The following is a 23,072-nucleotide window of genomic DNA, read 5'->3' on the forward strand; positions in this document are numbered from 1 at the left end:
ATTTATTATAATCGTACCAGCATGCAATTTATAAAAACACTTTTTAGGGCTGCGATAATTATTAGCCCGTCGATTGCGTTCGCCCAGTCAAGCTTGCTCCCTCAGCAAACAAAATACCAGCAAATGCTAGACAGGCTGGAAATTAAGGCCCAAAAAGATTCAGTGCTCAACTTCTCTTTTGTGAAACCGCAAAACAGAAAAATGCTAGTGGAAAGAGCCGAACTTTTGTTGAAAAACGACTCGATGAATGACAATTTAAAATTATCTGATGTCGACAGGGCCAATCTTCAAAGCTTTTTCGCCAATAATATTGAATGGGTAAGCGGAGACAAATCTGTTTACAACAGCAAACATCCAATCTGGAACACGATCTATAAAACGAAGGCAAACTTTTTCCAGGTTGATTCAAAAGATTTCTTTCTTGCGGTAAATCCTGTTCTGCAGTTTCAAGTTTCAAAAGAAAAAAATAACAGCGAAAGTCTTTTCCTTAACACACGTGGGGTTAGTGGCCGCGGTTTGATCGCTAAAAAGATTGGATTCGACTTTTACCTTACGGATAACCAGGAACGCACTCCGGGTTTTGTGCAAAAATGGGTTGACAGTTTTCATGCCGTACCGGGAGCGGGCTTCTACAAACCGTTTAAAACAACCGCTTACGACTATTTTGACGGACGCGGCTCCATTTACTTCAATGTTACCAAATACATAAACGTACAATTTGGTTTCGATAAGAACTTTTATGGAAATGGGTACAGAAGTCTTTTCCTGAGCGACTTTTCCAACAACTATCTTTTCCTGAAATTGAGCACCAGAATATGGAAGCTTGATTACGAGATGCTCGTCAACGAGCTTGTGCCACAGGATAAGGACATGAATGCAGGCAATACCGTGGTCGACAAAAAGTATTCTACTATACATCGCTTGAGTATGAATGTTACAAAATGGCTGAATGTGGGCCTTTTTGATAATGTGGTGTATGGCCGCACAAACAGCGTTGAACTTGCCTACCTGAATCCAATCATCTTCCTGCGTCCGGCGGAGTCGAACAATGGCAGCGCAGACAACTCAATGATAGGTATTGATCTTAAGGCAAATGTGGCCAAAAGACTACAATTCTACTCTCAAATCATGCTGGATGAGTTTGTGTTGAGCCATGTAAAGGACCAGGACGGCTGGTGGGGCAACAAATATGGCATCCAGGCGGGCATGAAATATATTGATGCGTTTGGAATTAAGAATCTTGACATACAGGGTGAAGTTAATGCCGTTCGTCCTTACACTTATTCTCACTACGATTCGGTGGCCAACTGGACACACTATAACCAACCTTTGGCACATCCGTTTGGGGCCAATTTCCTGGAAGGCATTGGCATCATCCGCTACCAGCCTTTTAAGAAACTACAGATACAAGCCAAGCTTATCGCGTGGAGACAGGGGCTGGATTCGGCTGGCACTAACTATGGCGGAAATGTTTTCAAAGATTACAACACACGTCCGGGAGATTTTGGATTTAATATTGGCAGCGGAGCAAAAGGAACAGGTGTGAATGGTTCGTTGTGGGTTGGCTATGAAGTGCTGGAAAACTTATTAATTGACGGAAGTTTTATGTACAGAAAACTGAGTGTTCCAAGTTATCCAAGCTACAATAACAATAGCACGATGTTTACACTGGGCCTGCGTTTGAATATGTTTAGAAGGGAATACGATTATTAATATCAAGTAAAAAGTAAAAAAGCGCGGTGATCCTGCAACAAAGCTTTTTACTTTTTACTTTTGATTTTTTATTTAACATCCATTACATATGCGTCTTCTACTGCTTAGTAACTCCACCAATGCCGGAGAGAAATATCTCGAATACCCAAAACAATACATCGCAGACTTTTTGCAAAAAAGCAATGTAACCGAAGTTGTTTTTATTCCGTTTGCCGCTGTCACTTTTTCTTATGACGATTATGAAAGCAGGGTGCAGGAACGCTTTTCTGAGTTTAACGTAACTGTAAAATCCATTCATAAAGCTGCTGATCCCTTGCATGCAATAAACAATGCTCAGGCAATTGTAACCGGCGGGGGAAATACTTTTCATTTATTAAAAACATTGCAGGACCTCAACCTGATCGATGCTATCCGTGAAAAAGTTTTAAACGGGACGCCTTATGTTGGCTGGAGTGCCGGAAGCAACATTGCTGCACCTACCATTTGTACAACGAATGATATGCCGATTGTACAACCGCAAAGTTTTAATGCCTTAAACCTTATTCCTTTCCAAATCAACCCTCATTATTTAGATGCGCATCCCGAGCATCATGCCGGTGAAACCCGCGAACAACGCTTGCTGGAATATATTGAGGCAAACAAACAGATTTATGTAACGGGGCTTCGTGAAGGCTGTATGTTTTTGGTAGAAAACGAAAGCCTCTCCTTGGTTGGAAACCGATCCCTAAGGCTGTTCAAATATGGGCAGGAAATAAAAGAATTAGAGGCGAGTGATGATTTTGATTTTTTGCTAGGATAAAGCTCACCGCGGCACCGCGTTCATTGCGAGACCGGCGGAGCGTGAAGATCGAACCAGTAGTGAAAGTTTACATTTCGGAGACGAGGCGAAGCAATCTCATGCGTAAGGGGATTGCTTCGGCCACTTGCTGCTGTTCGATCTTGTTGTCGTAGTGCCGGTATTCTTTCTCCGCGGGCCTCGCAATGACGCTACCGATAATTAAGCATTTAGCAAGTGCAACACGTTTTCCTTATTTTAGTTAAACCATGCTCCAAAAGTCAACCATACAACTGCTAAGGTTTCATTTTTCCATTTTTTTATTGCCCGTTTTTTTGTTTGCCGTTAGCCAGGTGGCGCAGGTAAATCTTTGGCATACTTTTTTTGTTTTTATTATACTGCATGTATTGGTTTATCCGTCGAGTAATGGATATAATTCCTACATGGATAAAGACGAATCTGCCATTGGCGGTCTTTCCAAACCTATGATGCCCACCAAAGAGTTGTTCCACCTTACGGTAATTATGGATACTATCGCCATCATTGCCGGAATAATTGTTATCGACCTAACTTTTGGCATTGGTTTGTTGTTATACATATTGGCTTCAAGAGCATATAGCTATCGTGGCATAAGACTCAAAAAATATCCTCTAATTGGTTATTTAACGGTTATTGTCTTCCAGGGCGGTTTCATTTTTGCTTTGGTATATTATGGTTGCAGCGTTGAAAGATCTTTGAATATTCCGTTGGTGTGTATGCTGGCTTCTACTTTTTTAATTGGAGGCTATTACCCCCTCACTCAAATTTACCAGTTTGAAGAAGATGAAAAGGACGGAGTGAAAACCATAAGCATGTTATTGGGTAAACGAGGAACATTCATTTTTTGCAGCATTATATTTTCACTTGCAGCAACCTGCATCTGGTATTTATCGTATATACATAGAAACGACAAGATCCTGTATCTGTTTCTTGCAATTATGACACCGGTTCTTGTTTATTTTTTATGGTGGATGAATGCCGTTTGGAAAAACCCTCAAAAAGCAGATTTTAAAAACAGCCTGCAAATGAATATCATTGCATCGGGCTGTACTTGTATTTACTTCATAACGCTTCTATTTTTAAGATAACGATTGAGTAAAATAATAAACATAGCAACGGCGGTTCCGCCATTCAAGCACAGCCAGGAAGACATTCTACAGTTCATGCAATGCGTGTATGCACTTGATGCCGTAGGAAACCGAAAACTTAAGTTTTTATATCATCACAGCAGCATCGACAGCCGCTATTCGGTTATTCCGGATTATAGCAGGTCAGTATCTGATTGGCAGTTCTATCCACAATCGGAAAACCTGGAACCGTTTCCTTCGCTTGAAATTCGTATGCAATGGTTCAACAAATTTGCTCCGGAATTATCTGTAAATGCTATCAGGAATTGTCTCGAAGAAACATCGTTGGATAAAAACGATATTACCCATCTTATTACCGTTAGCTGTACAGGCATGAGTGCCCCGGGTCTTGACCTGCAGGTGATGGAACTACTTGAGCTGCCTAATAATATATTTCGCACTTCGGTCAATTTCATGGGCTGCTATGCAGCTATTCATGCGTTGAAACTTGCTAACTGCATTTGTCTTGCAGATGAGCGGGCAAAAGTGATGATTGTATGCACGGAGCTGTGTACACTCCACTTTCAACGGGAGTCTGATCCTGATAATATAGCCGCCAGTTTGTTATTTGCCGATGGCGCTGCGGCGGTAATGGTTACGGGAAACAGCTACGAGGAGGAAGGCCTTCTGATTGATGGCTTTTATTCAGAGGTTTTGTCAAAAGGAAAGAACGACATGAGCTGGGAACTTTCTTCCAAAGGTTTTTTAATGACGTTGAGTGGCTACGTGCCTGAATTAATTGAAGAAGATTTTAATTCACTTGTAAGTCGCGCAATGAAACATTATAACTCTTCAAAAGCCCAGATAAACGAATGGTGCATACATCCCGGCGGCAAACGCATTTTGGAAGCGATTCACAAAAGTCTTGACCTGCAGGAAAATGCTTTACAGGATAGTTATAGTGTTTTGAAAGAATATGGCAATATGTCTTCACCAACCATTCTGTTTGTGTTGAAAGAAATTATGAAGAAAAGATGTAAAGCTCACGATGATTGCAAAATATTCGGTGCCGCCTTCGGGCCCGGGCTCACTATGGAAACAATGTTGTTAGAGAGAGAACGCAAATTTTCATGATAAGTCAAGATCTTTTGATTTGATATTTGATATTGAAGAATTCCTCACATTTCAAATCTTAAATCTTAAATTTCAAATCATCAAAAATCATGACAATCTGCCTGCCCGACTAGTCATTCAGGCGGGTGTTCTTTGTTAATATCAAAATGATGAAATTTTCGCAACGCTCATATACCCAGGAATTCCTCGACCGTGATGATATACCTTTCAACGATATCAAACGCAATATGCAGGAGCTAGATGTTATCAATACCTGGTTGGGAGGTCATGGCATTACTCTCTCGGGAATAAAAGAACTGTTACAAACACAAAAACTTGAAAAGGTTATCATCTGTGAAATTGGTTGTGGCGGCGGAGATAATCTTTGTGCAATAAACAAATGGTGTGAGAAAAATAATGTTGCGGCATTTTTTATAGGCATAGACATTAACGCTCATTGTATTTCATATGCGCGGGAACGAAATCCATCAATATCCTGCGAATGGATAACATCTGATTATGCGAAAGTGATGTTTGATCAAAAACCGCACATCATTTTTTCCTCTCTTTTCTGCCATCACTTTTCTGAAGAGCAATTGCAAAAAATGTTTCAATGGATGCATGCCAACAGCTCCCTTGGCTTTTTTATAAACGACCTGCATCGCAACAGGTTGGCCTATTATTCTATAAAAATACTCACGGCTATTTTTTCGCGATCGTATCTTGTGAAAAATGATGCACCGCTTTCTGTATTGCGTGGCTTCTCGAAAAGTGAATTGAATACAATACTGTCAGACGCCTCTATTCATAAGCATTCCATCAAATGGAAATGGGCATTTCGCTGGCTGATAATTGTAAAACGTTGACATGAAAACTGAAGTCTGTGGAAACCAATCAAACAAATAGTACCTCTTACGATATTGCTGTCATTGGTGGCGGGCTTGCGGGTTTGTCGCTCTCTATACAGGCGGCAAGAGCCGGGTACAAGGTCATTTTATTTGAAAAAGAAACTTATCCTTTTCATCGCGTGTGCGGAGAATACATAAGCCTGGAAAGCTGGCCGTTCCTGGAATTGCTCGGTTTACGTTTGAAGGAAATGAATCTCCCGATAATAAAAAAACTGATCGTCACTTCTCCCGATGGAAGCAGTATTGAGGAATCATTGCCATTAGGAGGCTTTGGCATCAGCCGTTATACAATCGATTTCGAACTGACGAAAATTGCAAGAGATGCAGGTGTGCTTCTACTGGAAAATGCAAAGGTGACGGATATTGTTTTTGAAAACGGAGGCTTTTGCGTGAAATACAATAATGAAGCAATACTGTGTCAAATGGCAGTTGGTTCGTTTGGCAAACGCAGTAATCTTGATGTAAAATGGAAACGTTCGTTCATTCGACAAAAGCCCAATAAACTCAATAATTACATTGGCATCAAGTATCATATTGAAACGAATTTTCCTGGCGATACCATTGCGTTACACAATTTCAAAAATGGCTATTGCGGCATGTCTCGGGTAGAAGGCAACAAGTACTGTTTGTGTTATTTAACCACTGCGGCAAATTTGAAGGAGAATGATAATTCATTTGAGAAACTCGAACGGAATATCTTATTCGAAAATCCTTACCTGAAGCAGATTTTCACTACTTCTAAATTTCTATTTTCTTCACCGGTGACCATTTCTCAAATTTCTTTTGAAAAGAAATCACTTATTGAAAATCACATTTTGATGGCGGGCGATGCATGCGGAATGATCACGCCATTATGCGGCAACGGCATGAGCATGGCACTGCACGGAAGTAAAATTGCATTTCAATGTATCGATCAGTTTTTGCAGGGTAAAATAAGCCGCGACCACATGGAGAAGCAATACATCGGTGCGTGGAACAAACAGTTTTCAGGTCGACTTCAAACAGGACGCCTTATACAAGGCATGTTTGGCAAGGAATGGATGACGAATGTTTTCATTAAGACCATCAAGCCGTTTCCAAAATTGATTGCATATTTGATCAGACAAACGCATGGCGAACCGTATTAACTGGCTTAATGCTTTTTGTGCAGCCTTTTGCGTTGGGCGTTCCATGTTGAGCATTAAGCAATATTTCCCTAAACAAACTTTCATTTATTTTTGAAAATTCAGAAAGTATACTTTATCTTTACTTTATGAAACTTTCTGAAGCGAAACAACAATTCATCGCATCGTGGGGGGCCTTTGGCACGCATTGGGGCATTAATCGTACTATGGCGCAGGTGCATGCATTGTTGCTTGTTAGCCCTGATCCCTTAACGCAAGATGATGTGATGGAACAACTCTCTGTGAGCCGCGGTAATGCAAACATGAATATTCGTGAGCTGATCGATTGGGGTCTTGTGGACCGCGTGATTGTTCCCGGTGAACGCAAAGAATATTTTTCTGCTGAAAAGGATATCTGGAAAGTAGCAACGCAAATTATAAAAGAGAGAAAGAAACGTGAGCTCGATCCTATGCTGAAACTGATCAATCAACTATCAACTATAGAAGGCGATAAAAAAGATAAAGAGACAAAAGCATTTATCGATACGATCAATGGTATTAAAAAGTTTGGCGAGCAGGCAGACAGAACGCTGGACACAATGATAAAAAGCGAAGAGAGCTGGTTTCTGAGTACGATGCTGAAGCTGTTTAAGTAAAGGTCAAAATCAGGGCAGTCTCGCAAACTATTTTTTACTTTTTCCTTTTGACTTACATAGGCTGTTTAATCACAGCTTTTTTAACCAATTAATATTTCATTTTTTTCTGAAAGTTCAAAACATACAGACATGAAAAACAGAAAGATAATTGTCGCAGTCGGAACAGGATTTATTGGTCAGCGGTTGGCGAAATATTTTTGCGAAAACAATCAAATTGTCATTCTTACAAGACAATTACCAGATCCGCAAAATAATGCTTATCAATCTTCACTTATTTATCATCCAAACATTGAGTATGTAAAATGGGATGGTAAGAACCTTGGCACGTGGGCACTTTCATTTATGAATGCAGATGTTGTGATCAATCTTGCCGGCAAATCTGTTAATTGCCGCTACAACAAAAAAAATAAAAAGGAAATTTTTGATAGCCGTACCGACGCGACAAAAGCGATAGGCGAAGCGATCCGCACCATTCACAACTCCCCTACACTCTGGATCAATGCAGCCTCTGCCACCATTTACCGACACGCCGAAGACAGGCCGCAGGATGAGTACACCGGTGAGCATCACAATGATTTCTCGGTGCAGGTTTGCAAACTTTGGGAGAAAACTTTTTACGAAGAAAAAACTCCTCAAACCCGCAAAGTGGCACTCCGCATGGCGATCACACTCGGCGATGGCGGCGTAATGATTCCTTACTTTAATCTTTTAAAATTCGGTCTTGGCGGTCGCCAGGGAAACGGCAACCAAATGTACAGCTGGGTGCATATTGAAGACGTTTGTCGATCCATCGATTGGATCTGCAATCACCCCGAAATGAATGGCACCTATAACATCAGCTCTCCGTTTCCGGTTCGCAATAACGAATTCATGCAAACACTTCGCAAAGTGAGCGGACACGTAATCGGGCTGCCTGCTTTCAAATGGATGCTTCGCATTGGCGCAAAACTCATCGGCACAGAAACAGAATTGATTTTAAAAAGTCGTTGGGTGGTTCCCGCAAAAATGCTTGAAAGTGGCTTTGAATTCAAGTATGCAGAATTGAAACCTGCATTGGAGAATATTGTGCAGAGCGTGCCAAGGAAAATGTATCACTGGTTCTGAGATTCAAAGTCCCTGTGAGGCGCTATTCGACATGCGCTTCGCTAACATGTCGAATAGCGGCACAGCGGCGGCGAAAGAAAAAGACTTTCCAGATAATGCATCCGCCAGCTTTTGAATTTTCCCTTTTTACTTTTTACTTAACACCCACAAGGCCTGAATTTTTAATAAATTTATGGTATGAAAAAGAAGACATTAGTATTGGGAGCATCAGATAATCCGGCGCGTTATAGCAATCTCGCTATCAACAGCCTGAAACAGCACGGGCATCCGGTGGTGGCAATTGGTCGCAGAGATACAAGTGTGGCGGGGATAGACGTTACAAAAGAGAAAAAAGATTTTGACGATGTTGACACTGTTACACTTTACTTAAACGAAACACATCAAAAGGAGTACTACGATTATATATTGTCGTTAAAGCCTAAGCGCATTATTTTTAACCCCGGCGCAGAAAATATGGAGTTGGAAAAGCTGGCCGAGGAAAACAACATTAAAACGCAGGAAGCGTGTACCCTGGTTTTGCTGAGTACAGGCCAATACTGAGCGAGCACGCAGATGACGCTGATTGAATGGATTTACGCTGATTTTTTAAAATAAACTGAATAACTGGTTGGTATGCAAACAAGCTGACGTTGGATATCGGAAAAATCTGCGCAGATCAGTCCAATCAGCGTCATCGGCGTGCTACTATTCCTAATTTTTTTCCCCACTAAAACAATATTCCCCAGAAACCACCGTTTGAAATAAGTAATCATTGCCTTCGGGCAAGTCACCGTACCCTTTAGAGATCGTTTAAAATCCAAAAATTCAATTCCATGAAAGCCGTGCTTATCAACGGGGGTATAGTGTTATGTCTAACCCTTTCACTAAATGGTTTTTCCCAGCAGCATAAAGTTGCTGATAATGCCACTCCGTCACAGCCTTTACTGTTTAAAAATTTACAGGCGAAAACAAATTGTCCCCTGTCGGTTATTGACAAATCCTTTAGCTACAACAAAGGCAGACAAATCATCTTAAACATCGACACTGATCTTTCCATTGCAGGCGAGGTTCTTGAAAAATCCCAGCCAGATCCGCAAGTAGAAACGATCAATGTGCGTTGCACAAACTATGGCAATGCGCTTCTTACGCTTTCACGAATTAAACAGGAAGATGGCACCATCTCATATACAGGCATCATCCATAGCCGCACGTCCGGTGATGTATTGCTGCTGGTAAATGAAAATGGCCATTACTTTTTTAAAAAGCAGCAGCATTCATTAGTAATCGCAGATTGTCCGCTGCCTGAATAATTTTACTTTGTCCTCTCCAAAAGAGAGGGAACCAAATTGATAGTTCCGTTAGGGTTTAATCCGTACCCTCTTTGAAAACCAGAATGTTTATCCGAATATCCGATGTTTATGAAAGTCCTGTTACGTATTCTATGCATAGCCGTCATTGGCATGTATGCACCAAAATTAAATGCGCAGATTCCTATACTGAACAGCTACCCATCTGCGAAAGCGACTGTTTATCTTGACTTTGACGGCCAATACGTTACAGGCACCAGCTGGAACTGGGATGGCCCAATCGATGCGCAACCATCCGGTCTTGCAAATGATCAGATCACGGAAATCTTCAATCGCATTTCTGAAGACTACCGCCCTTTCAATCTCAACATCACCACAGACTCCACAGTCTACGCAAAGGCTCCGTTGGCACAGCGTATAAGAGTGATATTTACTCCAACCAGTGCGTGGTATGGTTCGGCAGGCGGTGTATCTTTTGTAGGATCTTTTACCTGGGGAAATGGAACGCCATCGTTTGTTTTCAATCAGCTCCTGAACAATGTACCAAAGTATGTAGCCGAATCTGCTTCGCATGAAATCGGCCATACACTTGGCTTACAACATCAAAGCACCTATGATGCAAACGGAAACAAACTGTCTGAATACAATGGCGGTCAGGGTACCGGTGAAATCGGATGGGCGCCTATTATGGGTGTAGGATACTACAAGAATCAAACGACCTGGCATTACGGAACCAGCACACAGGGAGCTCTTATGATACAGAGCGATCTGGATATCATCTCAGGAACAACCAACAACTTCGGTTACAGAACCGATGATGTTGGCAACACTATGTCCAAAAGTACTGTTATTAGCACACCAGATGCTGGTTTTACAGCTTCGGGCCTTATCAACTCTGCGACCGATGTTGATGTTTTTAAAGTAACCTTTCTAAAAAGAAACAGCTTTAATCTTACCGCTGTTCCGCAAAACGTAGGAGCAAACGATGAAGGGGCAAATATTGATATCAAAGTTGCTTTACTTAATGCGAAGGGTGATACTCTTAACAGATATAACCCATCACTGTTACTGAATGCAGGTATCGATACCACATTAGATGCCGGCGCTTACTATCTCGTTGTTGACGGTGTAAGCAATGTAAATCACTCAGAATACGGAAGCCTTGGCTACTACACATTAATCGCAAAATCGTCCCTGGCTACTTTGCCTTTGCATAATTTGCAACTGAAGGGCAGTAACAATAATGGCATCCACCAATTTACATGGGCATACGAAGCTGACGAACGGGTAAGTTTCTTAGCTATGGAAAGCTCTGCAGATGGCGCAATTTTTACAGAACTCACGGCGCTTGCAACAAGTGCGAGATCGTTCTCTTATAAACCATTAACTGATGGCACTTTGATGTACAGAATCAAGGCTATCACTGCCAACGAACAGAAGACTTACTACTCCAATGTTGTGAGTATCAAACAAGCCGGCAACAACGATGGCCTGAAAATATGGTCAAACATAATAACTTCTTCCCTGAAAGTTACCAGCAGCAAGGCTTATAACTATCAGGTTGTTGACCTGTCCGGTCGCGTACTGGCAAAGGGCATAACAACTACAGGAACCACAAATATTCAGTTGCCGGCAACAGCTACGGGTATGCTATTTTTCACCTGGAACGATGGAACATCCCAGCACAGCGAGAAATTAATCAAACAATAACATAATAACTTTTTGTTATGCAATGAGTTTTTCGGTAAATTCGGAAAACTCATTTTTTATGATTTGGAGAAAGTTTAATGGTGACACTATTGAGCTGCCCATAACGCAGGCTGTGGAAACGGCCATCAAGCGTGAAGTTGAACGTGGGTTTAGATTAAAAGTGTGCATCGGTACAGATTCACAAGTAAAGGGAATCGAAACTGAATTTGCCACTGTTATTGTTTTTTTGCGTGAAGGACACGGAGGTTTTATGTTCATTCACAACGATAAAACAAAACAGAAATTCAGTATTAAAGAGCGTATGCTGGTAGAAGTTGCGAAGAGCATTGAAATTGCCTACGAACTTTGCGATCTCTTCACGGTGTACGATGTTGACATGGAAGTTCATGCTGATATTAACACCAATCCGCATTTTAAAAGCAATGATGCTTTAAAAGAAGCGATGGGTTACATATTGGGCATGGGCTTTGCCTTTAAAGCCAAGCCGGAAGCCTTTGCCAGCAGCAGTTGTGCGAATAAAGTGGTGAACTAATACCGACACACTCCCTCTACAATTTCGCACTCCTCTAAAGTTGTGTTACGCACAGCTCAAGGCTTTATCTCCCCTATACTTTCTAAATTAATTAAGAATTGGCAATTAAGAATTAAGAATTCTTCGGGTGTTGCATTGCCCATAATTGCAAAGTCAAAAAAAGACCAACAGTTTGGTCTTAATATTTTATCTGTGAGTCGCACAGAAGGCATTCTTAATTCTTAATTCCTAATTGTCTTCCCTACTTATAATAAATATAAATTTTCGCCTTCGGGCTTGCATTGATCTTCACCGGTAATTTGCTCTCCTTGAAAGCGGGAGTCTGAAAGCGTGTTGCTGCAACTTTCGCGGAACCATGCACTAAAATATCTTCTGGAATAGCGGTGTATTTTTTTTCGATCGCCGTGTCGGGACTCATTATGTGTGCATTAAAATCAGTAGTCACATTTGGAGAGATATCGTAAATGTAAAGAATCAGGTAACTCTTGCTGGGATAGATGTAGAAGGAGGCTCCGTTGGTAGCGTTGAAATTTATCAGTGCTTTGTATCCATTCTTTATAGCTCTGTCTTTTGCGGCTTTTGCCACATCTTTTGAATCTTTTTCATAGGTTGGGGACTGCGCAAAAACAAGGGATACATTAAATAAGAATAAAAGCACGAGGAGTTGTTGTTTCATAACGTAGAGTTTTTCAATATTCTGAAACAAGCAAACTCATCAAAAGTTTATCCCAAATGCACTTTTTAGGAAAAAAAGCGGCTATTCGTAAAATCTTTCGTTTACCTCTCCGATGTAAGTAAGAATCTTATCGCGGCCATGGGTTTTTACAGAACTGCTTACAAAGTGTTGTGGCAAAAACTGCCAGGTTTCGCGCATTTTGTTCAAAAAGTCTTTTACATTTTTGGCGACAATTGCCTGCGTTTCTTTATCTGATTTTGTAAATATCAGAGAGAAGGGAACATCCCATTTTGCCAGTTGTTGTAAAAATTCAAGATCAATTTTTTGCGGACTGTGGCGACTGTCGATCAACACAAAAACGTTTGCCAGGTTTTCTCTTTTGCGAAGATAATTTTCAATCATTTGCTCCCATCTGCGGCGGCTGCTTTGCGAAACTTTTGCGAAGCCATATCCCGGCAGATCCACAATGTACCATGGTGCCGGTTTTTTGTCCCATTCGTTTTTAACACTAAGTACGTTAAAGTGGTTGATCATTTGGGTTTTCCCGGGTGATCCGGATGTTTTTGCCAGCTTCTGATTATTGCAAAGCATATTGATGAGCGAAGATTTGCCCACGTTGCTTCGCCCGATAAACGCATACTCCGGTCTGTCCGGTGCAGGACATTTCTCGTAATCGGGACTAGATATGAGGTAACTGGCAGTTTTAATAAGCATATGCAAGGATAATTAATAATTAATAATTAATAAAGAATAATTAATAGGGCAAACTGCTTGCGAAAATGTATCTGCCCATTTTTAGGAAACACAAAGTCTCCCTAAAAACGAAGCGCCATTCAGTCAAGAATGGCGCCCAATTAATTCTTAATTATTAATTATTAATTCAGGTATTTCGTTATCTCCTCGCTCATCGGTTTCACTTTACTCGGAAACACCGTCACCAGTTTTCCCTTTTCATCGATAAGGAATTTGGTGAAGTTCCATTTAACAGGATCTTCGATGCCAAGTTTTTTTGCTTCTTCTGTCAGGTATTTATACAAAGGATGAATGTCGTCACCTTTCACAGAAATTTTTTCTGCCATAGGAAAACTTACACCATAATTCTTTTTGCAAAATTCCTGTATCTCAGTATTGGTGCCTGGTTCCTGCTGCCCAAAGTTGTTTGCAGGGAAGCCGATGATCACCATTTTGTCTTTGTATTTTTCGTACAATTTTTCGAGCTCGTCATACTGAGGAGTGTAGCCGCATTTAGATGCAGTATTTACAATCAGAATTTTTTTTCCTTTATAAGCCGCAAGATCTATTGTGCCATTGCCATCCAGCGCAGGAACTTTAAAATCGTAAATACCGATTGCAGTTGTAAGTATTACTGCCAATAACAAAGTTTTAAGCATACATGTATTTTTTAAAAAATGGTTTACAAAATTCTATTTTAAGTAAAAAGTAAAAAATCCCCGCGTGACCAGACGGGCAGGAAAATTCAAAAAGCTGCAAACACCGTCGCACTAACTAACTGTTAACTTGCAGATATCAGCATCAAATAAATATTGCCGCTCAGGTTCTTAAACAAACATGAGCAAGCCTCCACTGAAAGTTTTTGACTTTTTCCTTCTAAGTTTCGACTTAACATCTTTCTACTGGCGTTCATAAGAACCAAGATCCGGAGCATTTATACTCCTTGGATTTCCGTCCAAATCATAGGCCAAAGTTGTGGGTACGCCTTTGTTAATAGCAGGGGAAATATCTTTCAGCCTAAAGTTATAGAAATGTTTCGACGCATTGATGCTGTCAAATGCAGGCGGTTGATTAAATACATTGGTGGCAGTTACGTTTGCAGGTGTTGTGGTAACTTTCCAGAGACAACTGGTAAAATTCACAGCAAACGGATTGCTGCCCTGTTTCGTAACTATTACCTCATCAGTCATACTGCCGCCTTCGCTCCAGATAATACAGTTTACAAACGAAGCAGTTAAGGCTCCCGTTTGGGTGCTTCCGCTTGGTGAATACGCATCGCTTAGCCAAACGTCTGCACTCAGGTGCGGCACATAACTATTCGAAATGGATGCGATGGTGCAATGTGTGAATTTATAATCACCGCCATATTGCACAAACACATTTTTTCCGCAATTGCTTATCAGGCAATTATTTGCAGTCAAAGAGCTTTTTGTAGCAATAATGCCCGCATCGGAAATGTTATCAATAATACATTGATCGAGCGATACATTCGGCGTGGCACTATTATTTGGCTGCTGCATAATCAATCCCTGGTAAGCATTCTTTATAGCAGCATATTGCAGGGTATTGTTTGCGCTGGTTTGTCTAAAATAAATGCCGGGCCAGCTTCCTGGATAATCGCGATAGGGATCATCCAACCTGTCGCCTGCAAATACAACTCTCATGCTGTCATATTTTTCGCCGGTCACTTTTAATGTGCCGTCGATGAGTATCGGCGCGTCGGCATGTGCATATATGCGGCAACCTTTTGTAATGCTTAACGTTGCATTTTGCTTTACCTGCAATCCGCCGAGTATTACATACGGAAGATCGTTCGTCCATGTTGTGTTGGCATCAATAATTTTATTTTTAAGGAAATGGGCGTTTTGTCCCCATGCACTCAACTTCACGTATTTCCTGTTACCATTATAACTTAGCAAAATGCTATCCTCTACAATAAACGGTAAGTTATTTGCCGTAGGATTGATCGATGCAATAACAAAAACATAAATGCTGTCTTTCGCTTCAATTTCAATGTCATTCATTTGCGGAACCGCAGCACCATCAATGTTTATTTTAAATGGAGAAGCAAGACCGCCGGCGAGACTAACCGTGGTGAGTTTTAATTTCTGGTCGTTGTTGTTGATGATCTTTATCCCTTGTGTTACGGAACCGGCAGAGGTAAAAACGGTGTCAAAATATAAAGAGTCGCTACTTAATATTATAGTCGCTTCGGAGCTTGTTATAAAAGAATCCTTTTTGCAAGCAAACATTGCAAATACAAAAGAAGTAATGATTATGAGAAATGATTTGTTCATGAATCCAATTAATAATTAAAGAATAAACGATACACGCCTTTTGAAACAAATTAAGAATTAGGAATTAAGAATTCTCCATGTTCAATATTGCTTACTCTTAATAAGACCCAAAAGCCTAACTATTTTGATCTCTGTGTTTTATTGACGTGCCACACACAAAGCATTCTTAATTCTTAATTCCTAATTATCTCTACTCATCCACGGCAAAGGCCAAACTTAAAATACTTAACTGCGCTCCTTCAGCCTTCAGTAACTCAATACCACATGCCTCAAGAGTTGCGCCGGTCGTAATTACATCATCCACCAACAAAATGTTTTTATGCATCAATAACGCCGCCTCTTCGAGAAAAAATTTCCCTTCCATATTTTCCCATCTTTCTTCCCGGCTTTTGTGCGTTTGTGTTTCCGTGGCCGAAAGACGTTTTACTGCATTTTCAATCACTGGAATTTGAAGCACATCGCTGATCGCTTCACATAAAACAGTCGCCTGATTGTATCCACGTTTCTTTTCACGGCTGGCAAATAAAGGCAGGGGCACAAGCGCATCAATACCTCTAAACCTATCACAGTCTTTTATTTGCACCGCCATTTGCCTTCCTAAAAAATATCCAATCTCTTTATTTCCTTTATACTTTAATGCGTGTAACATGTTTTGCAACTGCGAGCCCTTAGTAAAATAAAATGTGCTGGCGGCTGCGTGTATTGGCAATCTCCCCCAGAATCTTTTCTCCACTGCATTGTCCTGCTGAAGACAAAAATTAGTGAACGGCATTTGTAGTTCGCATTGCATGCAAACGATCTGCTCTCCCGCAATATCGTTTCCACAACCCACACAAACGTGAGGAAAGAATAGATGTGAAAAGGATGATAAGGCTTGTTTTAGCAAGATGAATGATTTGAGAATTGAAATCTGAGATTTGAAATTTGGGCACTCAAACTAAGTGACGTTGTCGCCAATTTCAAATCTCAAATTTCAAATCGTATTTATGCAAATAGTAAATTGTAAACCTCCTCCACTCTTCCTACCGCTACTACTTCAATATTTGTCTTCAGGTTACTACCGCCCTTTTGGTTATAACGGGAAAGGATTATTTTTTCAAACCCCATTTTTTCTGCTTCTGCAATGCGTTGCTCTATTCTGTTCACAGCTCTTATTTCACCGCTCAATCCTACCTCACCGGCAAAACAAATGTTCATGGGCAATGGAACATCTTCATAAGAACTTAACAAGGCACACAATACGGCGAGGTCAATGGCCGGATCTTCTACTTTTAAACCACCTGCAATATTAAGGAACACGTCCTTTACACCAAAATGAAAACCACCCCTCTTCTCCAGCACTGCCAACAAGAGCTGCAACCTTCGCAGATCCATGCCACTCGTGGTTCTTTGCGGGGTGCCATAAACAGATTGAGTTACCAATGCCTGAATCTCTATTAATAATGGCCTTAAACCTTCAATTGTTGCTGAGATGGCTGTGCCACTTAGATTCTCTTCTTTCTGTGTGATAAGAATTTCACTCGGGTTGCTTACACCACGCATGCCGCTTCCCGTCATTTCATAAATACCTAACTCTGCCGTACTGCCGAAGCGGTTTTTCAAGGTGCGTAAAATACGATATGCATAATGACGATCTCCTTCAAACTGCAACACAGTATCTACCATGTGCTCCAAAATTTTTGGCCCGGCAATGCTGCCATCTTTAGTGATGTGACCAATTAAGAAAACCGGAGTATTTGTTTCCTTGGCAAATCGCTGCAGCTCTGCCGCTGTTTCCCTGATCTGAGAAACACTTCCCGCAGATGATTCAATGAATGGTGTATGTAGTGTTTGTATAGAATCAATGATGATCAGCTGCGGACGTAGTTTTTTTATTTCCTGGAAAATGATCTGCGTAGATGTCTCGGTAAGCAAATAAAAATCTTCATTGCTGGCCTTTAATCTGTCGGCTCGCATCTTAATTTGCTGCTCGCTCTCTTCACCGCTTACATATAAAATGGAAACACCTTTCATATGCAAACCATTCTGCAGAAACAGGGTCGACTTACCAATGCCAGGCTCACCCGCCACCAATACAATGCTTCCCATCACTATACCTCCACCCAGCACCCTGTTGAGCTCGCCGTCTGTGGTGACAATTCTTTTTTCCTCGCTGCTGGTTATATCGTTAAGCGAGATTGTTTTGTTTTTTCTTTCGCCATTATAAGATTTCCAATCATCGTTGCTGTTCTTCCCTTTGTCTTTTTGTACCAACTCTTCTACGAAAGTGTTCCATTGTTGGCAGGAAGGACATTTACCCAACCACTTTGCACTTTCATATCCACAACTTTGACAAAAAAAAGCGGATTTCGTTTTGCTCATGGAATAAAGATAAATGAGTGAACTGAACAATTTGAAAAATTGAGGATTTGAAAGATTGAAAATGCTTTGAATGCATCCTTTTGAATTTATTATTTGTTCCCCGGATAGCTGAAGCAGTAATTTGAAAAATGAAACGCATGTCAAAAGGAATTTTCAAATTCCCATATTTTCAAATTAACACTTCATGATTACGATGAAAAAAGTTTTCATTGAACGAATGAATTGTTTTTAAAGAAAAATTTTTCAGGAAATCATAAACTCAAGAAGAGAAACTTTGTTTTTGAAGAGGAGAAATTGCGAAGAATAAAACTTGACTTTATACAAAGTAAAAGGGCCAGCAAAACTGCTGACCCCTTACTTACTAACCCATTAAATTCTTGCACTAAATTACAAATTAGCGCCACATAACAAAATTATTTTTTAACCCTGTGTATAACTTTTAGGATTTTGAAAGCCTTGTTTTTCATTATAAGAAATTGATTTACAATTAATTAAAATTATGTCAAAATTTATCCGGAACCACGTCTTTGCCAAAATTGGCTAGAGGACGATCAAAACATGACAAAAAGTCACCAAACTGCAGAGCCTTAAAAATGGCAGTCTTATTGATCATTCATTCATTAAAAATCAAGAGAAAATGACACCTTCTATCATGTTCGTTTCGCTCCTTTTTGTGGGTCTTAGTATGCTGATTTCCTTAGTGTTGAAGAGCAAGTTCGCATCCTATAGTAAAATTCCTCTTGCAAGTGGATTATCCGGTAAAGAAGTGGCAGAAAAGATGCTTAAAGAAAATGGAATATATGACGTTCAGGTCGTTTCTGTGAACGGATTCCTGTCAGATCACTATAATCCAGCTAATAAAACCGTAAATCTGAGCCCGGACGTGTATAATGGGACAAATGTATCGGCGGCGGCGGTTGCGGCCCATGAATGTGGTCATGCTGTACAACACGCAGCAGGCTATGCCTGGCTGGGTCTGCGGTCAAAACTGGTTCCGGCTGTTCAGGTAAGCTCAACGCTGGTTCAATGGGTACTTTTGGCGGGAATTATCCTAATTAACCGGTTTCCGCAGCTTTTGCTGGCCGGGATCGTCCTTTTTGCAATGACGACCTTGTTTTCGCTTGTTACCCTTCCTGTGGAGTTTGACGCCAGCAGAAGAGCACTTGCCTGGCTCAACCGAACTAACGTAACCAATCAAACGGAATACCCAAAAGCAAAAGATGCCCTAAAATGGGCAGCGATGACTTACGTAATTGCAGCTCTTGCTTCGCTGGTGACTTTGATACAGTATATTTTGGTTTACCAGAATAGGAATCGGTAATTCAATTGAAAATTGAAAGTTGAAAATGAGTTCAGCGTTCAACTTTCAATTTTTTATTGGAGCACCTTACCAGAACGAACATGGTTAAGGCAATTATCGTGAAACTGCACCAAAACAACTTTCAACTTTCAATTTTCAACTCCCTAAAACCAACTCTTTTTGCTGCTCTTTCCGCCCAGGCCCAGCGCACCAAGCAAACTCCTGGTAATGATACTGGCAGCTGTTCTGCCGACCTGTTTGGTGATGGGATTATCGAGCACTTCTTCTATCATTGATTTCTCTTGTGGCGCAGCTTTCTTTCCCGGAGCAGGAGTTGTTTTGCTCTTTTCTTCTGCTTCATCGAGCTTGGCTGTTAAAATTTCGTAGGCGCTTTGAGAGTCTATGGTCTGGTTGTATTTTTTGACCAGCTTAGATTGGTTTACTATGTTGTCGATTTCTCCTGACGTAAGCACATCCATACGGCTACGGGGAGCGCACAGCATTACCTGTGCAAGCGGTGTAGGAATACCTTTTTCATTTAACATTGTTACCAGCGCTTCGCCTATACCCAGCTGTGTGAGCAATTCATCGGTTTTATAAAATTTCGTTTCTGGATAGTTCTCTGCGGTTTGCTTGATCACTTTTCTATCGGCGGCAGTAAATGCCCGCAAAGCATGCTGCACTTTTAAACCGAGCTGACCAAGGATAGAAGCAGGTACGTCCATTGGATTCTGTGTACAGAAAAATATACCAACGCCTTTTGAACGGATCAGCTTGATGATGGTTTCTATTTGTTGCAGCAAAGCATCGCTTGCCTCCTGGAAGATGAGGTGTGCCTCGTCTATAAAGATTACCAGCTTCGGCTTATCTATATCGCCTTCCTCCGGGCAGCTTGCATACAACTCAGCAAGCATTTGTAACATGAACGTTGAAAATAGTTTCGGACGATCCTGCAGATCCGTTACACGCAATATGCTTATCATACCGCGGCCATCATCGCTGATGTGCATTAGATCATTTACATCAAAACTTATTTCCCCAAAAAATGTGTCTGCGCCTTGTTGTTGCAGTTCCACCACTTTACGCAAAATAGTTCCTGTTGAAGTAGTGGAAACTTTTCCGTAAGCTTTTTCCAATTCTGCTTTACCCTCGTCACTTACATATTGCAGCACCTTGATAAAATCTTTCAGATCGAGCAAAGGCAATTTATTGTCATCACAATATTTAAAGATCATTGCTACAAGGCCACCCTGCGTGTCGTTCAGATCCAATATCTTGCTTAACAAGACCGGGCCGAACTCACTCACCGTTGCTCTCAGTCGAACACCTTTTTCATTGCTCAACGTCAATAACTCCGCAGGATAAGCAGATGGCTTATATTCCAACCCCAGTTTTTGATAACGCTCTTTTAGTTTATCATTTTCTGTACCGGCTGCGGCAATACCACTAAGATCACCTTTAATATCCATCAGCAACACAGGTACGCTATTGTCGCTCAGCATTTCGCTGATCACCTGCAGCGTTTTGGTTTTACCCGTACCCGTAGCACCTGCGATCAATCCGTGACGGTTCATTGTTCGCAACGGCAGAAAAATATCCGCACCCTGCACTACTTCACCATCCAGCATTGCCACTCCAATTTTCGGAGCATCTCCCTTAAAAGTATAACCGTCTTTTATCGCTTGTAAAAACTGAGAAGCGTCTGCCATAACAAATAATTGAAGAAATGATTTATAGAATAATTGAAGAAAAGGTAGGAAGAAAAATGCTTCAAAATATGTGGAGAGAAAAAAAATCATTCGAACAGCACCGGTGCCGATAGCTGAATAACTGATTAACCGAATAACTGAGTGCCTGAAAGTCGAAAAGACTTTCCGATATGAAACGTTCAGTTATTCAGTTATTCAGTCACTCCGGCTGCAAGCCAAGGAGCGCTTCCAGATTTGCTTTATAATTATCACTCAATGGAATTTCATGTTGTGCCACCACAACAAGGCCGCGCTTAATGGCAGAAATTTTCGGAAGTGAAACGATGTATGATTTATGTATTCTTGCAAATTGATGCACGGGCAATTTTTCTTCCATTGCCTTCATGCTCATGCGGGTAAGAACGGGTTTTGTATTGGCCAAATGAATACGTATGTAATCTTTCATTGCTTCTACAAAAACGATATCATCATTATTAATTCTTACCTGGTTGTATTCTACGTTTACAAAAAAGTAATCGCGTTGTATGACCGAATTGTTGAACAACGGTCTGTGTTGAAGCTGGTAGAGATCGTATGCTTTGTTGCAGGCTTTTAAAAATCTTTCGAAGGAAACAGGTTTCACCAAATAATCTACTACATCAAGATTGAAGCCTTCGATTGCATAGTTTTCATAAGCGGTGATCATAATGGTGAGCGGTTTTACAGACAAACTTTTTAAAAGCTGAAAGCCTGTAACGCCTGCCATCTGGATATCCAGAAACATAAGATCCACTTTCTCACGTTTCAGCACATCCATTGCTTCCATCGCGTTCTTACAACGCTTTACCAGTTTTAAAAAAGGTATTTGCTTAATGTTATCTTCCAGCAGATCGAGAGCAAGTTTTTCGTCGTCTACCGCAATGCAATGCATCATCTTAATTGAAGTATTAGGTTAATGTAAAACCAGTTATCGTTATTACTAATCGTCAGTTTATGTTCATTTCCATACAATAGGTTCAACCGCCGTTCTACATTTACTAGACCAATTCCGGAGTGCTTATCGTTGCTTCCCTTGTTTGCCGGATTGAATTTATTTTTTACTTCAAAGTGCAGCTCCCCGGCTTTCTCTTCCATTTTAATGTGAATTTCCGGTTTGTCTATAAAGCCAATACCGTGCTTGAAAGCATTTTCAACAAAGGGTATGAGTAACATGGGTTCGATAAGATAGCTGTCGAAACTTCCGCTGCCTTCAAATTCAATGTGTACACTATCTGCAAAGCGCAGTTGTTGTAAATCAATATAGTTCTGAAGATACTCGCGTTCCTTGGTCAAACTTACCTTATCTTCATCGGATTCGTACAACATGTAACGCAAAAGATGTGATAATTTTATTAAGGTTGGTTCCAGTTGCGCTGATCGCACCCTCGCAAGTGACACAGCACTGTTCAGCACGTTGAACATAAAATGCGGACTCACTTGTGAACGCAGAAAAGATAGTTCAGTTTTCAGATGTTCCGTCTGTCTTTCCTTTAAGTTTCGCTCATTTTTAACATTATCAATAATGATCCGGTAAGTTGTACTGATCGCTAAAATAAATAACGTAGGAAAGACAGATATAAAGAATGGCACGCGCCACGGAATGCTTTCAACATCTTCATAACGGTTTACCATCAGCATGATCAACAGCACGACAGCAAATACTCCTACAAGACTTATTATGTACCAAGCCATTTTTTTCCTTTGCATTAAGAAGGGAATGAGCACATAGGCATTCAAATAAAAAACTGCAATAAGCAGCAATCTAAAAACCGACTGAACGCTTTGCGGTTGCGGCATCCGGCTCACATGCGAAGTTGCCGCCTCAATATTCGGACGAAGAAAAAATGGAATAGAAAAGATCAATACCCATGATGTTACATGGAACAGCACCGCAAACGTTGGCTGCTGGTACCACTTTAATCCGGGCTTGTATTTGAGAGTAAACACAGGAAGTTTTGAGTTGTGAGTTGTGA

The 23,072-nt window shown here is 40.8% G+C and carries 22 protein-coding genes; 13 read left to right on the top strand and 9 right to left on the bottom strand.

Annotation, left to right across the window (positions count from 1 at the left end; translation table 11 throughout):
• Nucleotides 1-21: 21 nt before the first annotated feature.
• The 12 genes from QJ048_RS04065 (at nt 22) to QJ048_RS04120 (ending at nt 12,006) form a co-directional block, all read left to right on the top strand.
• A complete protein-coding gene (locus QJ048_RS04065; RefSeq protein ID WP_282333050.1) occupies nt 22-1,713 on the top strand; it encodes a hypothetical protein in 1,692 nt (563 codons plus the stop codon).
• Between the two features lie 88 nt (nt 1,714-1,801).
• Nucleotides 1,802-2,512: a dipeptidase PepE gene (pepE, locus tag QJ048_RS04070; protein ID WP_282333051.1), complete on the top strand. Its 711-nt coding sequence runs from the start codon at nt 1,802-1,804 to the stop codon at nt 2,510-2,512.
• A gap of 245 nt (nt 2,513-2,757) precedes the next feature.
• Nucleotides 2,758-3,615, top strand: a complete 858-nt coding sequence (locus QJ048_RS04075; RefSeq protein ID WP_282333052.1) for a UbiA family prenyltransferase — start codon at nt 2,758-2,760, stop codon at nt 3,613-3,615.
• Between the two features lie 3 nt (nt 3,616-3,618).
• Entirely contained in the window at nt 3,619-4,728 is a 1,110-nt protein-coding gene (locus tag QJ048_RS04080; RefSeq protein ID WP_282333053.1) for a type III polyketide synthase, read from the top strand.
• 149 nt (nt 4,729-4,877) lie between these two features.
• Nucleotides 4,878-5,573, top strand: coding sequence for a methyltransferase domain-containing protein (locus tag QJ048_RS04085; protein ID WP_282333054.1), 696 nt, complete (start codon nt 4,878-4,880; stop codon nt 5,571-5,573).
• Between the two features lie 17 nt (nt 5,574-5,590).
• Nucleotides 5,591-6,742 carry an NAD(P)/FAD-dependent oxidoreductase gene (locus tag QJ048_RS04090; RefSeq protein ID WP_282333055.1) on the top strand — a complete coding sequence of 384 codons (1,152 nt, stop codon included), beginning with the start codon at nt 5,591-5,593 and terminating at the stop codon, nt 6,740-6,742.
• A gap of 125 nt (nt 6,743-6,867) precedes the next feature.
• Nucleotides 6,868-7,374 carry a GbsR/MarR family transcriptional regulator gene (locus QJ048_RS04095; protein ID WP_282333056.1) on the top strand — a complete coding sequence of 169 codons (507 nt, stop codon included), beginning with the start codon at nt 6,868-6,870 and terminating at the stop codon, nt 7,372-7,374.
• Nucleotides 7,375-7,503: 129 nt separating this feature from the next.
• A complete protein-coding gene (locus QJ048_RS04100; RefSeq protein ID WP_282333057.1) occupies nt 7,504-8,478 on the top strand; it encodes a TIGR01777 family oxidoreductase in 975 nt (324 codons plus the stop codon).
• Between the two features lie 177 nt (nt 8,479-8,655).
• Entirely contained in the window at nt 8,656-9,018 is a 363-nt protein-coding gene (locus QJ048_RS04105) for a CoA-binding protein (RefSeq protein ID WP_282333058.1), read from the top strand.
• 272 nt (nt 9,019-9,290) lie between these two features.
• On the top strand, nt 9,291-9,767 hold the full coding sequence (locus QJ048_RS04110; protein WP_282333059.1) for a hypothetical protein: 477 nt from the start codon (nt 9,291-9,293) through the stop codon (nt 9,765-9,767).
• A gap of 108 nt (nt 9,768-9,875) precedes the next feature.
• Nucleotides 9,876-11,474, top strand: a complete 1,599-nt coding sequence (locus tag QJ048_RS04115) for a T9SS type A sorting domain-containing protein (protein ID WP_282333060.1) — start codon at nt 9,876-9,878, stop codon at nt 11,472-11,474.
• A gap of 58 nt (nt 11,475-11,532) precedes the next feature.
• Nucleotides 11,533-12,006, top strand: coding sequence for a ribonuclease H-like YkuK family protein (locus QJ048_RS04120; protein ID WP_217790144.1), 474 nt, complete (start codon nt 11,533-11,535; stop codon nt 12,004-12,006).
• Between the two features lie 241 nt (nt 12,007-12,247).
• Here the strand turns inward: QJ048_RS04120 and QJ048_RS04125 are convergent, their stop codons facing one another.
• From QJ048_RS04125 to radA, 6 genes are all read right to left on the bottom strand, one after another.
• Nucleotides 12,248-12,682, bottom strand: coding sequence for a hypothetical protein (locus QJ048_RS04125; protein ID WP_282333061.1), 435 nt, complete (start codon nt 12,680-12,682; stop codon nt 12,248-12,250).
• Nucleotides 12,683-12,763: 81 nt separating this feature from the next.
• Complete coding sequence (yihA, locus tag QJ048_RS04130) at nt 12,764-13,396, bottom strand: ribosome biogenesis GTP-binding protein YihA/YsxC (protein ID WP_282333062.1); 633 nt, start codon at nt 13,394-13,396, stop codon at nt 12,764-12,766.
• 161 nt (nt 13,397-13,557) lie between these two features.
• On the bottom strand, nt 13,558-14,073 hold the full coding sequence (locus QJ048_RS04135; RefSeq protein ID WP_282333063.1) for a glutathione peroxidase: 516 nt from the start codon (nt 14,071-14,073) through the stop codon (nt 13,558-13,560).
• 240 nt (nt 14,074-14,313) lie between these two features.
• Nucleotides 14,314-15,711 carry a choice-of-anchor Q domain-containing protein gene (locus QJ048_RS04140; protein WP_282333064.1) on the bottom strand — a complete coding sequence of 466 codons (1,398 nt, stop codon included), beginning with the start codon at nt 15,709-15,711 and terminating at the stop codon, nt 14,314-14,316.
• A 190-nt stretch (nt 15,712-15,901) separates the two neighbouring features.
• On the bottom strand, nt 15,902-16,360 hold the full coding sequence (locus tag QJ048_RS04145; protein ID WP_282333065.1) for a ComF family protein: 459 nt from the start codon (nt 16,358-16,360) through the stop codon (nt 15,902-15,904).
• Nucleotides 16,361-16,695: 335 nt separating this feature from the next.
• On the bottom strand, nt 16,696-18,072 hold the full coding sequence (gene radA / locus QJ048_RS04150; protein ID WP_282333066.1) for a DNA repair protein RadA: 1,377 nt from the start codon (nt 18,070-18,072) through the stop codon (nt 16,696-16,698).
• 637 nt (nt 18,073-18,709) lie between these two features.
• On the opposite strand from radA, the gene QJ048_RS04155 reads away from it, so the two are divergent.
• Nucleotides 18,710-19,393, top strand: coding sequence for a zinc metallopeptidase (locus QJ048_RS04155; RefSeq protein ID WP_282333067.1), 684 nt, complete (start codon nt 18,710-18,712; stop codon nt 19,391-19,393).
• A gap of 143 nt (nt 19,394-19,536) precedes the next feature.
• On the opposite strand, the gene QJ048_RS04160 is transcribed toward QJ048_RS04155, so the two are convergent.
• The 3 genes from QJ048_RS04160 to QJ048_RS04170 all read right to left on the bottom strand — a co-directional run bounded on the left by QJ048_RS04160 (nt 19,537) and on the right by QJ048_RS04170 (nt 23,046).
• A complete protein-coding gene (locus tag QJ048_RS04160; RefSeq protein WP_282333068.1) occupies nt 19,537-21,081 on the bottom strand; it encodes a helicase HerA-like domain-containing protein in 1,545 nt (514 codons plus the stop codon).
• A gap of 199 nt (nt 21,082-21,280) precedes the next feature.
• Nucleotides 21,281-21,994 carry a LytR/AlgR family response regulator transcription factor gene (locus QJ048_RS04165; protein ID WP_282333069.1) on the bottom strand — a complete coding sequence of 238 codons (714 nt, stop codon included), beginning with the start codon at nt 21,992-21,994 and terminating at the stop codon, nt 21,281-21,283.
• Nucleotides 21,991-23,046 carry a sensor histidine kinase gene (locus QJ048_RS04170; protein ID WP_282333070.1) on the bottom strand — a complete coding sequence of 352 codons (1,056 nt, stop codon included), beginning with the start codon at nt 23,044-23,046 and terminating at the stop codon, nt 21,991-21,993. Before QJ048_RS04170 ends, QJ048_RS04165 begins: the two co-directional genes overlap by 4 nt.
• Nucleotides 23,047-23,072 lie beyond the last annotated feature (26 nt).

The sequence above is a fragment of the Pinibacter soli genome, from assembly GCF_029961145.1.
Classification (GTDB): Bacteria; Bacteroidota; Bacteroidia; order Chitinophagales; family Chitinophagaceae; genus Pinibacter; species Pinibacter soli.

Coding starts and splice junctions, on each gene's coding strand:
- radA (WP_282333066.1), bottom strand. CDS start 18,072: ATGAGCAAAACGAAATCCGCTTTTTTTTGTCAAAGTTGTGGATATGAA.
- QJ048_RS04085 (WP_282333054.1), top strand. CDS start 4,878: ATGAAATTTTCGCAACGCTCATATACCCAGGAATTCCTCGACCGTGAT.
- QJ048_RS04140 (WP_282333064.1), bottom strand. CDS start 15,711: ATGAACAAATCATTTCTCATAATCATTACTTCTTTTGTATTTGCAATG.
- QJ048_RS04065 (WP_282333050.1), top strand. CDS start 22: ATGCAATTTATAAAAACACTTTTTAGGGCTGCGATAATTATTAGCCCG.
- QJ048_RS04115 (WP_282333060.1), top strand. CDS start 9,876: ATGAAAGTCCTGTTACGTATTCTATGCATAGCCGTCATTGGCATGTAT.
- QJ048_RS04110 (WP_282333059.1), top strand. CDS start 9,291: ATGAAAGCCGTGCTTATCAACGGGGGTATAGTGTTATGTCTAACCCTT.
- QJ048_RS04135 (WP_282333063.1), bottom strand. CDS start 14,073: ATGCTTAAAACTTTGTTATTGGCAGTAATACTTACAACTGCAATCGGT.
- QJ048_RS04155 (WP_282333067.1), top strand. CDS start 18,710: ATGACACCTTCTATCATGTTCGTTTCGCTCCTTTTTGTGGGTCTTAGT.
- QJ048_RS04100 (WP_282333057.1), top strand. CDS start 7,504: ATGAAAAACAGAAAGATAATTGTCGCAGTCGGAACAGGATTTATTGGT.
- QJ048_RS04165 (WP_282333069.1), bottom strand. CDS start 21,994: ATGATGCATTGCATTGCGGTAGACGACGAAAAACTTGCTCTCGATCTG.
- QJ048_RS04125 (WP_282333061.1), bottom strand. CDS start 12,682: ATGAAACAACAACTCCTCGTGCTTTTATTCTTATTTAATGTATCCCTT.
- pepE (WP_282333051.1), top strand. CDS start 1,802: ATGCGTCTTCTACTGCTTAGTAACTCCACCAATGCCGGAGAGAAATAT.
- QJ048_RS04105 (WP_282333058.1), top strand. CDS start 8,656: ATGAAAAAGAAGACATTAGTATTGGGAGCATCAGATAATCCGGCGCGT.
- QJ048_RS04145 (WP_282333065.1), bottom strand. CDS start 16,360: ATGTTACACGCATTAAAGTATAAAGGAAATAAAGAGATTGGATATTTT.
- QJ048_RS04160 (WP_282333068.1), bottom strand. CDS start 21,081: ATGGCAGACGCTTCTCAGTTTTTACAAGCGATAAAAGACGGTTATACT.
- QJ048_RS04075 (WP_282333052.1), top strand. CDS start 2,758: ATGCTCCAAAAGTCAACCATACAACTGCTAAGGTTTCATTTTTCCATT.
- yihA (WP_282333062.1), bottom strand. CDS start 13,396: ATGCTTATTAAAACTGCCAGTTACCTCATATCTAGTCCCGATTACGAG.
- QJ048_RS04120 (WP_217790144.1), top strand. CDS start 11,533: ATGATTTGGAGAAAGTTTAATGGTGACACTATTGAGCTGCCCATAACG.
- QJ048_RS04095 (WP_282333056.1), top strand. CDS start 6,868: ATGAAACTTTCTGAAGCGAAACAACAATTCATCGCATCGTGGGGGGCC.